Below are 13,926 nucleotides of genomic sequence, written 5' to 3' on the forward strand. Positions count from 1 at the left end.
AATTCTTCCAAAATAAGGTCTATAAAACGAGTGCTAGTTTACCCGAATAGCAAAAATATAAAACCTACACGGCCCTACCCATTGAAACTCTATTCAGATAAATGGTTCAATGACTGAATGATTTACAAATCTAGACAGGCGTGAAAACAGAATATGAAACTTACAATTAATACGTCATTCCCAGAGAATGGATCAAGTCAATCTTTGTTGATTTTAGTTGACTCAGAACAACTTCAAAATACCACCTCAACCTATCAAATCAACAATTTAGACAGATTAATTGAAGCATCTCAGTTCAAAGCAGCTTTGGCTGAAAGTCTGAGCCTGATTGGCCAAGTCAGCCAGTCCAGCCATGCAGCACTGATCGGTTTAGGCAAAGTCGCTGAATTGCAACCAGCAAAACTCGCAAAAATTGCCCAGACTATTATTCAGGCCACTCAAAAAAAATTCAAACAGATTTCTGTAGACCTGACACAACTTCCACAAGAATTGCATTATCTGTTTGCTCTGGCTTTGACCCAAGCCAGCTATGGTTATGATGAATATAAGTCGAAAAAGAATGAATTTGTACTTGAACAGATCGACCTGATTGCCACGCATAGCGTTTTAACGACAGAACAGCTGCAACTGGTTCAAGCAGTACAGAGCGGGCAAAACCTGGCACGTGATCTGGGCAACCGTCCGGGCAATATCTGTTTCCCGGAATATCTGGCAGATCAGGCCATCGCCTTGGCTGCTGAATATCCGGATTTACTGAAAGTCACGGTACTGGATGAACAACAGATGGCATATTTAGGCATGGGTGCCTTCCTTGCAGTCAGCCAGGGTTCAGAGCGTCCGGGTCGTATTATCAGCATTGAATATCAATCAGAGCGTAGTGAAGCGCCAGTGGTACTGGTCGGTAAAGGCATTACCTTTGATACCGGTGGTATTTCACTCAAACCTGGCGCAGGTATGGATGAAATGAAATACGACATGTGCGGTGCAGCCTCTGTACTGGGTACCATGCGTGCATTGTGTGAGTCCCGCTTAGCTCTGCATGTGGTAGGAACCATTGCCGCAGCAGAAAATATGCCTTCTGGTAAAGCCACTCGTCCAGGTGATATCGTCACGACGATGAGCGGTCAAACGGTTGAAATCCTGAATACCGATGCCGAAGGTCGTCTGGTGTTATGTGACACCCTGACCTATGTGAAACGTTTCAACCCTGCTCTGGTGATTGATATTGCGACCTTGACCGGTGCATGTGTGGTGGCTTTGGGTTCCGTGCTGACAGGTCTGTTCACACCAGATGATAAATTGGCAGCAGAACTGGAAACTGCCGGCCAGCATTCATTTGACCGGGTATGGCGTATGCCGGTCATAGATGACTATCAGGAACAACTCGATTCACCATTTGCCGATATTGGCAATATCGGTGGCCCAAAAGCTGGTTCTGTCACTGCAGCCTGCTTCTTGCAACGTTTTACCCGTGAATATCGCTGGGCACATCTGGATGTTGCAGGTACAGCATGGAACTCAGGTGCCAATAAAGGCGCAACTGGGCGTCCAGTGCCATTATTGATGCAGTTCCTGGCCAACCGCGTTCAAACGAATGGCTAAGGTCAGCTTTTATTTATTTGAAAAAAGTCCTGAACGACAAGTCGAAAGTGCTTGTCGTTTATGCCGCAAGATTCTGCGCCAGCCGGCGCGGATCTGGTTACTATGTGCCGATGCAGCGTTACAACAGCAGCTGGATGAACGCCTGTGGAGCTTTGATCGCGCGAGTTTTATTCCGCATGGCATTGATCAGCCTGAGGCGAGCGTGTGTATTTCGGCAACATTGCCTGAACAGTCCGACTGGATTATTTTCAATTTTAATCCGGAAGCACTTGAACCTTACGCAAAATTTAGTCACATTATTGAGATCATTGAAAACCATGAAACGGCTAAACAGCTGGGTCGTGAAAAATTCAAACAATATCGTCGTTTAGGTATTGAGCCCAACACCCATAAGCTTTAACCGATATCACCCACAAGGAGAGGCATGTGGCATTAAATGTAGGTCCAGATTTTAAACAGCGCTGGTTAAATGTGCCGGAAGCTGTACGTCAGACCTTTATCGATGACCTCTCTCGGATCTGTGACATTTTAAAGCCTGAAACCTCTTTAGAAGAATGGCAGATTCGTGATCAGCGCTTACAGCAGGAATCTGAACGCAAGATTGAAGAAGCCTATGCGCAGCGCAAGGCTGAATTGATTGAGGCTGCACGTATTCGCAGACAGCTGGCACTCGAACAGGCCTTGGCCGATAAACGTGCTGCAGAGCAGGCTGCGATTGCACAGCTATATCAGGATGAACAACGTAAATTTGCTGAACAGACCCAAGCCCTCGCTGACATAAACCTCAGTCTAAAGACAGAAATGCAGCACTATGTTGCCCGTTATCAGAAAAATCCTGAGCATAGTTTTGACTTTGCCCAAGGTCGTATCCAGATTGAAGACCACACCATTTTATCTGAATTAGAGAGTGTGCGTTTGCGTCTGGAACTTGAAGCAGAAACGGTGATTGAACAGACCATCAATGCACTAAGAGAACAAATGCGTGTGGCGGCCCAAGAAGAAATCGACTACATACTGAAAAATTCAGAATTTTCCGAGCAAGTGAGACCTGATTAAAAATCCCAATTCATATAGAAAGTCCGCTCATTCGGTAATGCTGATCAGTTAAGGAGTTTAGAAATAGATGCTTTAACTGTTTAGCCGTTCACGACGAAACCTTAAGGTTTTACATCAAACATCTGTAAATTATTGGTTAATTTGGTTTTGCCCAAATGAGAAGCAGAGCTTCGCAAGGAGGACATCTCGCGGTGCAATACACCGCATACCTCAAACAGTTGCGGATGACTTTTCCACCCATCAAATATAATCATGAATTTAAAAAAGAAAATGCCAGTCAATTGCTTAACTGACTGGCATTCGGCTGATTCGGATTTTTAATTTGATCTTTTAGAGCACATCGGCCAGCATAAAGGCAGCATTTCCAAGCAAATAGCCAATAGTTAATAAAGTACCAATCCAGAGAATACCACCCGTAATATTATAAAAGCTGAATGTGGCAAAACTCATATGGGCTGAACCGGCGGCAAAAGGACCAAATGAACGAACAAAGGGAATAAAACGGGCAATCAGAATGGTTTTACCGCCATGTTTCATAAAATAGTGATTGGTTTTCACCATATATTCCGGCTTGAAATAGCGTGAATGCCGATTAAAATATTTTAGACCCAGCACTTTTCCAGTGTAATAATTCACGGTGTAGCCGAGTACCGATGCAGTAAAGAGCAGTAATCCCATCGAATGCAGGGTCAATATATCGCTGCTGGCACACAAAGCTCCTACAGCCAGCAATAAACTGTCACCGGGCAGAAAAAAGAAAAATACTGAGCCGGTTTCCGCAAAAATCACCAGAAACAGGATCGCGTAGATCCATACCCCATATTGATCAAGCAATAGCGGTAATGACTGTTCCAAGTTGAGTAAAAAATCGAGCATTCGACCCGTCCACCAAGGCAATATTTGCAAATTGAATTGCTGATTATCCCGAAAAATAAAAAAACAGTCTAATTTTTCAATCAGACTGTTCAGTATTTAAGCATTCCGCTTATTTTAAAAAGCCATTTTCAGCCAGAAAATCCATGCTGATCTTAGACTGTTCAGTGGTATCTGCGGCTTTATCACCGAGCAATAAACGCTCGATATAACGTGCCAGCACATCCACTTCCAGATTGACCTTGCTACCCACTTTCCAGGTACTGATATTGGTACGTTCAGCCGTATGCGGAATCAAGTTCAGACTAATCACACAGCCACGCAAGTGATTAATGGTCAGGCTAATACCATCGACTGTGACCGAACCTTTTTCTGCCAGATATCTGGCAATTTCAGCCGGTGCAGTGACTTCATAATAAATCGAGCGTGCATCTGCACGCACCAAAGTGATCTCGCCGACTGCATCGACATGACCTGAAACAATATGGCCGCCAAAACGCGTGGTCGGCAACATGGCTTTTTCGACGTTAACAGGTTGACCGGCTTTCCAGTTGCCCAGTGTCGTCCGGTTCAGACTTTCACGGGACACATCAGCTGCATACCAGTTTTCGCCCCAGTCTATGACTGTCAGGCAGATGCCATTTGTAGCAATAGAATCACCCAGATGTACATCCGACATGTCCAGGTCAGTCTGGATACGTAAACGTACATCACCACCCACACTTTGCAGACTGTCTACTTTGCTAAGGCTTTCGATAATACCTGTAAACATTTTTATTTCCTTTTCTATTCTTTTACCAGAGTGCCAACTGGGTACTGACACCGGTGGTATCCACACCGCCCAATTCTGCATAATGATGCAACTGGCTGAGGAGTTGACGGATCGGTGGACCTGACCTGGCATGGGTATCGGTAATCACAATAAATTCCAGTACGCGTGCACGTTCAGATTGGCGCTGTTTGCTGACCCGATAACGTGGTACATCCTGAGTCAGCAAGGTCACCCGGCCACGTTTCAGGTTGGCCTGCAATAAATCAGTGGCGCTGATATTACCATCCGTTGAATAACTGGTCAGAATGAAACGCGCATTGATGGTCGCCAACAAGTTTTCATAGGCTTCTTTGGCATATTTGGAAGAGTTGTACTGGCTCGGACGCTCTTTGCGCCATGCCCGGTCAATCCCGCTCTTGAAGCCCTTGGTATCTGGCGTCGGTAAATCGGCCTGATCCCATAAGGTCAAAGCATTCAGGACATGGTAATTACTGCTATAGGCATGCTGATTATACGGTGGATCCAGATAAGCCACATCTACTTCAAAACCGCTCATCTGATTGGCCAGATGCTGGGCATCGACACACCACATTTCGGCAGCCATACCTTTCTTCTGATCCGACTCGCAAAAGCGGCTTGGGGTCAGCCACAGTAAAGATTCAATCCGTTCCAGCGCCGTTTGGGTTTTTCCGCCCCAGCCGTGGTGGAAACTCTTGAAAACGCCCGAGGTATTGCTGACAAAACTGGCTGAATACAGTAATGGTGCCAGCAAGGCAGACATCTCTACATCGTCAATGGCACCTTGGGCCTGCCAAGCTGCAATCTGCTGACGAATCGCATCAATACGCATGCCGTTACGACGTTTAAAGAACAAACGGTCACGGGCGGGATCATAAATTTCATCATTGCGCGGACACAGGTTATGCGTGACCCAGCCTTTCACTTCCGGCAGACGGTTCAGATAATCAATGGCTTTCTGATAGCCACCCAATTCTTTAAACGCCGGTGCTTCAGTACAGGCCAGCACCGCATGATTCAATGCATGGCTATAGGGTTCCCAGTCATTGGCAATCACGCGATAACCATTTTGACGGGCTAAGCGTGATACCACACCAGAACCAGCAAAAAAATCAGCAAAAATCGGCGCACGGCCATCTTCACGCTTCAGAGTTCCTGTAATTTCAAGTGCTTCCAGAATCAAATGTAATAAACGGCGTTTGTTGCCCAGATAAGGAACCAGCTGATGGAAAAGATATTCATCGGTGGTACGTGCCGCATGGCGACGTTTATGATAAACCGTAGACTCTGAACTCATAGTGTCTCTTGAAAAGGAATTAACCTGAAGCGCACGTCATCACCCAAGCGGGTCACATCGCGCAGCTTAAATCGGAGTTGTTCTGCCATAAGGCTGAATTCTGCATTAAACATAGTACGTGCAGACTGACCCAATAAGGTCGGTGCAACGTAACTGATCAGTTCATCAACCAATTGTTCTTGTAAAAATGCCGTAGATAAGGTCGCCCCTGCTTCCACCAAGACATCATAAATCTGATGCTGCTCAGCCAGCTGGGACAATAATTGTTTTAAAGGCTGTACCGGCAATTGTAACACACCCAGATCGGCCAGCTCTTGCCGAAAAGGTCCCATCACCAACACGGTGTCGGCTTGCGCTAGAATTTTCGCCGTTAATGGCAAACGCCCCTGACGATCCAAAATGATACGCTTGGGCTGTACTACTGTTTCAATATCTTCAATGCCATCGAGTTGCCGCACATTCAGCTGACAGTCATCGGCCAGAACTGTTTCAATCCCAGTGATGACTGCACCGGAAATGGCCCGCCAATACTGCACGTCCTGACGCGCCTCGGCTCCGGTAATCCATTTCGATTCACCGGATGCCATCGCCGTACGGCCATCCAGACTGGATGCAATTTTAAGTCGCACATACGGCATGCCGGTCGCCATGGCTTTCAGGAAACCTTGATTCAGCTGATGCGCTTGTTCCTGACCAATCCCGACTTCAACATCGATACCGGCATCTTTTAAAATCTGTACACCCTTGCCCGCCACCAGCGGATTTGGATCAGGACAGGCCACGACCACTTTAGCCACACCAGCTTCAACCAGACCCTTGGCACATGGCGGCGTTCGCCCATAATGCGCACACGGCTCCAAAGTGACATACGCGGTTGCACCACGTGCCTGCTCACTAGCCTGACGCAGCGCGAATACTTCAGCATGCGGCTGCCCTGCTTGAGGATGAAAACCCTCACCGATAATGACGCCATCTTTGACAATGACACAGCCGACATTCGGATTGGGCTTGGTCGAGTATTGACCTTGCTGGGCAAGCTGAATTGCGCGGCGCATCCAGACTTGATCTTGATTCAGTTCAGACATGCTTATTCTTGTGATTCTCGCTGTTGCATCTGTTCAATTTGATGACGAAAAGCTTCAACATCCTGGAAATCCTGATAAACCGAAGCGAAACGCACATAGGCCACGTGATCGAGTGCGAATAAAGACTGCATGACAATTTCACCGATGGTACGCGATTTCACATCACGCTCACCCAAACGGCGAATCTGTAACTGGATATCGCTCAAAACTGTTTCAATCTGCTCTTGGGTTACCGGACGTTTCTGCAAGGCATGCATCAGGGAACGACGTAATTTGGCTTCATCAAAGGGTTCATTCTTGCCATCCGATTTAATCACGCGCGGCATCACCACTTCATAACTTTCAAAAGTCGTAAAACGTTCATTACAACTGACACATTCACGGCGACGACGAATCTGACAGCCTTCAGCTGCCAGGCGTGAATCAATCACTTTACTGTCGGCAGTATTGCAAAATGGGCAATGCATAGCGGTTTAATTGAACAAATCCAGATGGATTCCGAGTGTAGCAAAAATTGCAAACTTTGTAGAGTCTTACGCAACATATAGAAAAAAAACAGCCCATTTGGGCTGTTTTGCACTATATATTGATTATTGTGTGTTTATTATTATTCGACACGTTCACCATGCTGGCTCAAATCCAGACCCATGCGCTCATCATCAGATGCGACACGGATACCAATGATCAAGTCAATCACTTTCAGGATGATGAAGGTCATGATGGCAGAGTAAGCGATGGTCGCAAGTACACCTTCAACTTGAACCCAAAGCTGGCTCATCATGTTGGCTGGCGCAGCATCCCCCATAATGAATTCGCTGGCAAAAAAAGCGGTCAAAATTGCACCGACCACACCACCTACACCATGCAGGCCAAACGCATCTAAAGAATCATCGGCTTTCAAGGCACGTTTCAGCGCAGTAATCCCCCAGAAACACACCACACCACCGATCAGACCCATCGCCAATGCACCACCGACCGTCACAAAACCTGCGGCTGGCGTAATCACCACCAGACCAGCAACTGCACCCGATACGCCGCCTAATACAGATGCTTTGCCACGTGCCAGTTTTTCAGTAATCAGCCAAGAGAGCGCTGCCGCTGCCGCTGCCACCTGAGTCACCACCAGCGCATAACCTGCAGAGCCGTTCGCACCCAAGGCAGAACCACCGTTGAAACCGAACCAGCCCACCCAAAGTAAAGATGCACCCACCACAGTAAGGGTCAAGTTGTGTGGCGCCATCGATTCACGGCCCAGGCCCATACGTTTGCCCAGCATATACGCTGCTACCAGACCGGCAACACCCGAGTTGATGTGAACCACTGTACCACCAGCAAAATCGAGCGCACCGTCATTACCCAACCAGCCGCCGCCCCAGACCCAGTGAGTAATCGGCGCATAGACAATCACCACCCAAAGTGCAATGAAAGCAACGAAAGCACCAAATTTCATCCGTTCTGCGATCGAACCACTAATAATTGCAACGGTAATGATGGCAAAAGTCATTTGGAAAATGACAAACAGAATTTCAGGAATGGTGCCTGAAAGCGCCTCTGTGGTAATACCGGCCAACATAAATTTGTCCAAGCTACCAATGAAGGCATTTCCTTCCCCGAAGGCCAGGGTATAACCGATAATCACCCAGACAATGCTGACGACTGCAGCGGCAATAAAGCTATGCGCCATGGTCGCCAGGACGTTTTTCTTACGGACCATACCGCCATAAAAGAGTGCTAGACCCGGAATGGTCATGAGTAAAACTAATGCGGTGGACGTTAAAACCCAGGCAGTATCACCTGTATCTAATGTTGCTTCTTCTTCTGCAGGTACTGCTGTTTCAACTGGCGCTGCTTCAGCAATTGCTGCTGGAGTATCTGCCGTATTATTCAGTGTGGTTTCGCCTGTTTCTTCAACAAGCACAATGTCTTCTGCGGGTGGTGTTGCTGTTGCAGCATTTTCAGCCCATGCAACAGAACCACCAAAAAGTGCGCCGGCCATGCCGAACGCAAGTAGCATTTTTTTCATTCGTATCCCCCAACCAAGTTTTTGTGAGTTCTTAGGTACTCAGCAAACTTCGTGCCAAGTTAAACAGCGTCTGCACCTGTTTCACCTGTACGAATACGGATGACTTGTTCTAAGTTCGTCACGAAAATTTTTCCGTCACCAATTTTTCCAGTGCTAGCAACACGCGTAATAGATTCAATGACGGAGTCAACCATGTCATCGCTAATCGCGATTTCAATTTTGACTTTCGGCAGGAAATCTACAACGTATTCAGCACCACGATAGAGTTCAGTATGGCCTTTTTGACGACCAAAGCCTTTCACTTCAGTTACAGTGATGCCTTGAACACCAATTTCAGACAATGCTTCACGAACATCATCCAATTTAAAAGGTTTTACGATTGCAGTTACGAGCTTCATGTTTGTTTTCCTTCGGCTTATTTCACCAGTAAGGTTTTACGTTCAAATTTCATGCCAAGATTCCTAAGGTCGGGGGAAATTAGAAAGCCCGGCATGCGGTTTATTTATACCTTATTTTATACTTATAAAGGTTTTGAATCTTTAAAAAACCGACATTTTTTATGTGGATTTTTACAATATCTCTTATCGATTAAGCCTATATTTTGTCTGAAATACTAGGGTCTGTATTCGAGCAATGCTAAACTGTCGCTTCCTTTCGATGGCGATGGATCAGACAATGATTGAAACCCTATTACAAGCAATTTTGCAGCAAGTTGAACAACCTAAGAAAGATCTGGAACAGAATATTCGTGCTCTATTAAATGAAGCTGTGACAAAAATGGATCTGGTGTCCAAAGAAGAAATTGAACGTCAACGTACTGCCCTCGATAATGCCAATCATCGCCTCAATGATTTGCTGAAACAGGTTGAAGCCTTAGAAGATAAAATTTCGAATAAAAAATAAGCACAAGTACAGTGCACAAAAGACCTAAGACCGATAAAAATAATGCACTAAATTGGAACAATAATAATGTCTTTTGCCAAAATTTATACGCGAGGCTTGCTTGGCCTGCACGCGCCTTTAATTGAAGTCGAGGTTCATGTCAGTTCCGGCATGCCTTCACTCACGATTGTGGGGCTTCCTGAAGCCGCAGTCCGGGAAAGTAAAGACAGGGTGCGTTCTGCCATTTTAAATAGTGGCTTTCAGTTTCCGACCAAACGCCTGACCATTAATCTGGCTCCAGCAGATCTACCGAAAGATGGTTCGCGTCTGGATTTACCGATTGCTTTAGGTATTTTGGTCGCCTCCGGACAGCTTCCGGAAAACTGCACCGATGATCTTGAGTTTATTGGAGAATTGGCTCTCGATGGTCAACTTCGCCCAGTCACAGGGATCCTGAGCATTGCGATTGCCTGTCAACATGATCAGCATCAACTGATGCTGCCGGGTCCGAATGCACAAGAAGCCTGCCAACTCCCGGACTTTAAGGTCTTTGCTGCCAATCATCTAAAAGAGGTGTGTGAGCATCTTGCTCAGACGCAGTGCTTAGCAGAAATACAAACCATCCCAGTCGATACCAACCATTTTTATAAATGTGATCTTGCCGATGTCAAAGGCCAATTGCGGCCACGGCGTGCACTGGAAATTGCAGCAGCGGGTGGCCATTCCCTGCTGTTTCGAGGACCACCGGGGACAGGAAAAACCTTACTCGCATCTCGATTGGCCAGTATTTTACCGCCTTTAAAAACCCAGGAAAATCTGGAAGTTGCCAGTATTTATTCAGTCGCCAATGCTAATCATCCTTTTGGCCAGCGGCCGTTTCGAGCACCGCATCATACTGCTTCTGCTGTTGCACTGGTCGGTGGCGGCTCACACCCCAAACCGGGTGAAATTACGCTGGCGCATTTGGGCGTGTTATTTCTGGATGAATTGCCTGAATTTGATCGAAAGGTACTGGAAGTTTTGCGCCAGCCTCTGGAAGCCAAAGAAATTGTGATTTCTCGTGCATCACGTCAGATCACTTTTCCAGCCAATTTTCAGCTGGTGGCTGCCATGAATCCCTGCCCATGCGGTTATGCCTTTAATCAGGATATTCGCTGCCAATGTTCGCCTGACAGTATCAAGCGCTATCAGAACCGGATTTCAGGGCCGCTGCTGGATCGGATTGATTTACATATTGATGTACCGCCCCTACAGGCGCATGAGTTACAGGATAATCGGCCGACAGAAGACTCTGAAACGGTCAGACAACGCGTGATAGCAGCTTATGAGATTCAGATGCAACGGCAAAATAGCTTGAATATGAGTTTGAGTCCAAAACAGTTAGAACATTATGCTGGTTTAAATCCGACTGCCCAGAATATGCTTGAACTGGCTCAACAAAAACTGAATTTATCCGCACGTGGCTATCATCGGGTATTACGGGTGGCACGTACTATTGCTGATTTAAATCAAAGCACAGAAATCCAGAGTCAGCATCTGTCTGAAGCTTTGTCTTATCGGGGACAGCAACAGATCTAAATCAACAGATAAAAAGCGACCTGAGGTCGCTTTTTATCTAGAGGAAATTAGAAGCTGTAAGCCAACCCGAAGACCACTTTATTATTTTGTTTTACATCATTACGATCATAACCACCCAGAATATAATTCATGCTTGCCGTTACGCCTGTATCGGCAAGCGGCTTGCTTAAACCGATATCAAAATGACGGAAGCCAAAGCTTTCAGTTGAGTCAGGAATATAATCACCACTTTCTTTATAAATATACAAACCCAGTGCGGTATCCAGACTAAAATCATGAGGTAAGGCATAGCTATAGCTGCCTTTGAGGTAGGTATCGCCAGTATTGCCCCAAGCGGTATCTTCCAAAAGTGTTTGAGCGCTTATACCGAAATCTTTGTAGCTCAGACCTAACATGGTTTCAAAGCCATTCGAGTCTGTATTTCCGACATCATAGTAATAATAGTAAGTTAAACCGATGGTATAAGCCAAATCATCATTGATTGAACCGTTATAACCTGCATAAAAGTTATTTTCGAATTCGCTACCATTATCGCTGCCATAATCTAGGGTTGAACCCCACCATCCTGCATAAAAACCAGAGGCATGGTTATAATCGAGCCCACCTTGTAATGTCGCGCCTTTATTTTCAGGTACATTGGTGATACCACGCAAGTTATAGCTCGAAAGTACGCCAATATTTCCAGAGAATGTATGTTCCGATGCAGGTTCATCTGCAAAAGTAAAAGTAGATGCAGCACCCAACACAGCAACGGATAAGGCTTTTAAAATTAGTTTCATTATATGGCTCCCCAAGACCGTCCTCAGACGTTTTTATGATCATTTATTGCACTCGGGATAAACTTTGCAAAAGCTATGCCAATCGAGAAAGAAATACAAATGAGCTAAAAATAGAAAAATACTTTCTACTTTAATTATTTGATTTAAAACTAAAAAATAGAATATTTAAAATACCTTTACGCTGGATAATTCATTCTCAAAATGTTTTTCAATACTCTCTTATTGTTTTTTTAAACAATATATATTTATTTACATATTGCCTCTTTTTAACCCCATTTCCATATTGATTAAAATTTATGCTAAAAAACAGTGCATCATCACCACTCTTGATCTTGTTGTAGAATTTTAACTTTAAAAAAGTAAATAGACTGAACAGTTCTAGGATGAAGATGCTTAAGCTCATTATTTTGATATTTAAATATAATATTGTTTTTAATAAATTTTATATGATAGATAAAAAAATACACCACTTAATATTCAATCAGATTCTTATGTAATCTGTAAAAAATCTTAACTTTAGTGGAATATGCTCAATAAAAAATGACATTTTTTCAGCAATTCTTATACAATTCCTAAAAATTCCGATCAATTTGTATAAGGCTCTCTCCCCAATGCAAAATTCAAAAAAATTAATGTTGGCAGTTTTGATTCAGGCTGCTTTGGTTTCATCTGTATATGCAAATGAACAAAGTGAATCTAAAGGCTTTGTAGAAGACGCAAACGGTTCGGTTTTATTCCGTACAGGTTTTGTACATCGTGATAAAAAAGATGGTCTCACTAATGACACCAGTTCTGCTGCCCAAACAGCAATTGTCAATTTAGATTCAGGCTTTACTAAAGGTGTAATTGGTTTTGGTGCAGGGATTATTGGGGATGCTTCATTTAAACTCGGTAAAAATGGGCATACTGGTAACCAAATGATCCCAACTCATAGTCAAGATAATGCCGATGGAACTAAAGATGCCTATGATCATTGGGCACGTGGCGGTGCTTATGTAAAAGCACGTGTATCGAATACCACAGCTAAATATGGTACACAAGTATCTGAAATTCCAGTAATTGCAAGCAATACTGCTCGTTTAACCCCTGAGTACTACACTGGTCTTTATATTGAAAGTAATGAAATTAAAGACTTGACCTTAATTGGCGGTAAATTTACTAAAAACCAATGGTCTAATGATATCAGCTCAGACCAACAAAATTTGGACAGTGCTATTTTCTGGGGCGCAAAATACAAGTTTAACGACCAAGTTAATGCCTCTTATTATGGGGTAGACGTTAAAGATAAATTAGAACGCCATTATGCCAATGCAAATTACAACTTTGCTGTACCAAACGATGCAAATGTAACCTTAGATGCTGTCGCCTATAACACACAATGGGAAGCTGGCGCAGCCACAGGTTCACATACTACAGATAACCTTGCAGACCGTGAAAACACTATTTGGGGAGTTTCGGCAACCTACAATAAAGATGTTCACAATGTAATGCTGGCTTATCAAGATAATGCTGGCAATACAGGTTATGACTATGCATACAATGCAGATGGTCTACAAAGTATTTATGTACCAAATTCATACTTATCTGATTTCAACGGTAATGATGAAAAATCAGTAGGTTTGCAATACAACTACAACTTTAAAAACCACGGTTTACCTGGCTTGAACTGGACAAGTGCATTTGTTTACGGTTGGGATATTGATGTTGCGGAACGCGACAACCAAACTGAAATTATTGATCAAGCTGAAGAACATGAGTTTTTCAACCAAGTGAAATACACGGTTCAATCTGGTGCCTTCAAAGATGCGAGCTTACGCTTACGCTACTCGTACTTGCGTTCAAGTAGCAGCTACAATAACCAAAAAGTGAATAACAGCGAAGGTATTGGCTCAACCAATGAATGGCGTATCTGGTTAGATATTCCTGTGAAATTATTCTAATTTCTCAGAATAGAAACCCAA

General features: G+C 44.5%; 14 protein-coding genes. 6 read left to right on the forward strand and 8 right to left on the reverse strand.

Annotated elements, in window-relative coordinates; translation table 11 throughout:
• Positions 1 to 153: 153 nt before the first annotated feature.
• From FTU95_RS04105 to FTU95_RS04115, 3 genes are read left to right on the forward strand one after another with little or no spacing between them, the layout of a single operon-like run.
• A complete protein-coding gene (locus FTU95_RS04105) occupies positions 154 to 1,602 on the forward strand; it encodes a leucyl aminopeptidase (protein ID WP_180077643.1) in 1,449 nt (482 codons plus the stop codon).
• Positions 1,595 to 2,002, forward strand: a complete 408-nt coding sequence (locus FTU95_RS04110; protein WP_005094466.1) for a DNA polymerase III subunit chi — start codon at positions 1,595 to 1,597, stop codon at positions 2,000 to 2,002. Before FTU95_RS04105 ends, FTU95_RS04110 begins: the two co-directional genes overlap by 8 nt.
• 26 nt (positions 2,003 to 2,028) lie before the next feature.
• Positions 2,029 to 2,658: a hypothetical protein gene (locus tag FTU95_RS04115; RefSeq protein ID WP_100357786.1), complete on the forward strand. Its 630-nt coding sequence runs from the start codon at positions 2,029 to 2,031 to the stop codon at positions 2,656 to 2,658.
• A gap of 330 nt (positions 2,659 to 2,988) precedes the next feature.
• On the opposite strand, the gene FTU95_RS04120 is transcribed toward FTU95_RS04115, so the two are convergent.
• From FTU95_RS04120 to glnK, 7 genes are all read right to left on the reverse strand, one after another.
• Entirely contained in the window at positions 2,989 to 3,534 is a 546-nt protein-coding gene (locus FTU95_RS04120; RefSeq protein ID WP_005169036.1) for a VTT domain-containing protein, read from the reverse strand.
• A gap of 109 nt (positions 3,535 to 3,643) precedes the next feature.
• Complete coding sequence (locus FTU95_RS04125) at positions 3,644 to 4,303, reverse strand: riboflavin synthase (RefSeq protein ID WP_180077645.1); 660 nt, start codon at positions 4,301 to 4,303, stop codon at positions 3,644 to 3,646.
• A 22-nt stretch (positions 4,304 to 4,325) separates the two neighbouring features.
• Complete coding sequence (locus FTU95_RS04130) at positions 4,326 to 5,618, reverse strand: DNA adenine methylase (protein WP_005094477.1); 1,293 nt, start codon at positions 5,616 to 5,618, stop codon at positions 4,326 to 4,328.
• Positions 5,615 to 6,703, reverse strand: a complete 1,089-nt coding sequence (gene ribD / locus FTU95_RS04135; protein WP_005169044.1) for a bifunctional diaminohydroxyphosphoribosylaminopyrimidine deaminase/5-amino-6-(5-phosphoribosylamino)uracil reductase RibD — start codon at positions 6,701 to 6,703, stop codon at positions 5,615 to 5,617. The genes FTU95_RS04130 and ribD overlap by 4 nt, the downstream gene beginning before the upstream one ends.
• A gap of 2 nt (positions 6,704 to 6,705) precedes the next feature.
• Positions 6,706 to 7,170 (reverse strand): transcriptional regulator NrdR, encoded by a 465-nt coding sequence (gene nrdR, locus FTU95_RS04140; RefSeq protein WP_005094481.1) that lies wholly within the window; start codon positions 7,168 to 7,170, stop codon positions 6,706 to 6,708.
• A 140-nt stretch (positions 7,171 to 7,310) separates the two neighbouring features.
• Positions 7,311 to 8,726: an ammonium transporter gene (locus tag FTU95_RS04145; protein WP_005169048.1), complete on the reverse strand. Its 1,416-nt coding sequence runs from the start codon at positions 8,724 to 8,726 to the stop codon at positions 7,311 to 7,313.
• A gap of 59 nt (positions 8,727 to 8,785) precedes the next feature.
• Positions 8,786 to 9,124, reverse strand: coding sequence for a P-II family nitrogen regulator (glnK, locus tag FTU95_RS04150; RefSeq protein WP_005094485.1), 339 nt, complete (start codon positions 9,122 to 9,124; stop codon positions 8,786 to 8,788).
• A 277-nt stretch (positions 9,125 to 9,401) separates the two neighbouring features.
• Here glnK and FTU95_RS04155 point away from each other — a divergent pair, with 277 nt between their 5' ends.
• Positions 9,402 to 9,629: an accessory factor UbiK family protein gene (locus FTU95_RS04155; protein ID WP_005094487.1), complete on the forward strand. Its 228-nt coding sequence runs from the start codon at positions 9,402 to 9,404 to the stop codon at positions 9,627 to 9,629.
• A gap of 66 nt (positions 9,630 to 9,695) precedes the next feature.
• Entirely contained in the window at positions 9,696 to 11,186 is a 1,491-nt protein-coding gene (locus FTU95_RS04160) for a YifB family Mg chelatase-like AAA ATPase (protein ID WP_180077647.1), read from the forward strand.
• 47 nt (positions 11,187 to 11,233) lie between these two features.
• On the opposite strand, the gene FTU95_RS04165 is transcribed toward FTU95_RS04160, so the two are convergent.
• Positions 11,234 to 11,965 (reverse strand): TorF family putative porin, encoded by a 732-nt coding sequence (locus FTU95_RS04165; protein ID WP_005094491.1) that lies wholly within the window; start codon positions 11,963 to 11,965, stop codon positions 11,234 to 11,236.
• 611 nt (positions 11,966 to 12,576) lie between these two features.
• On the opposite strand from FTU95_RS04165, the gene FTU95_RS04170 reads away from it, so the two are divergent.
• The gene (locus FTU95_RS04170; protein ID WP_180077649.1) at positions 12,577 to 13,905 is read left to right on the forward strand and encodes an OprD family outer membrane porin; all 1,329 of its coding nucleotides are present in this window, start codon (positions 12,577 to 12,579) and stop codon (positions 13,903 to 13,905) included.
• Positions 13,906 to 13,926 lie beyond the last annotated feature (21 nt).

It is taken from the genome of Acinetobacter sp. YH12208 (assembly GCF_013418055.1).
GTDB lineage: Bacteria > Pseudomonadota > Gammaproteobacteria > Pseudomonadales > Moraxellaceae > Acinetobacter > Acinetobacter pseudolwoffii.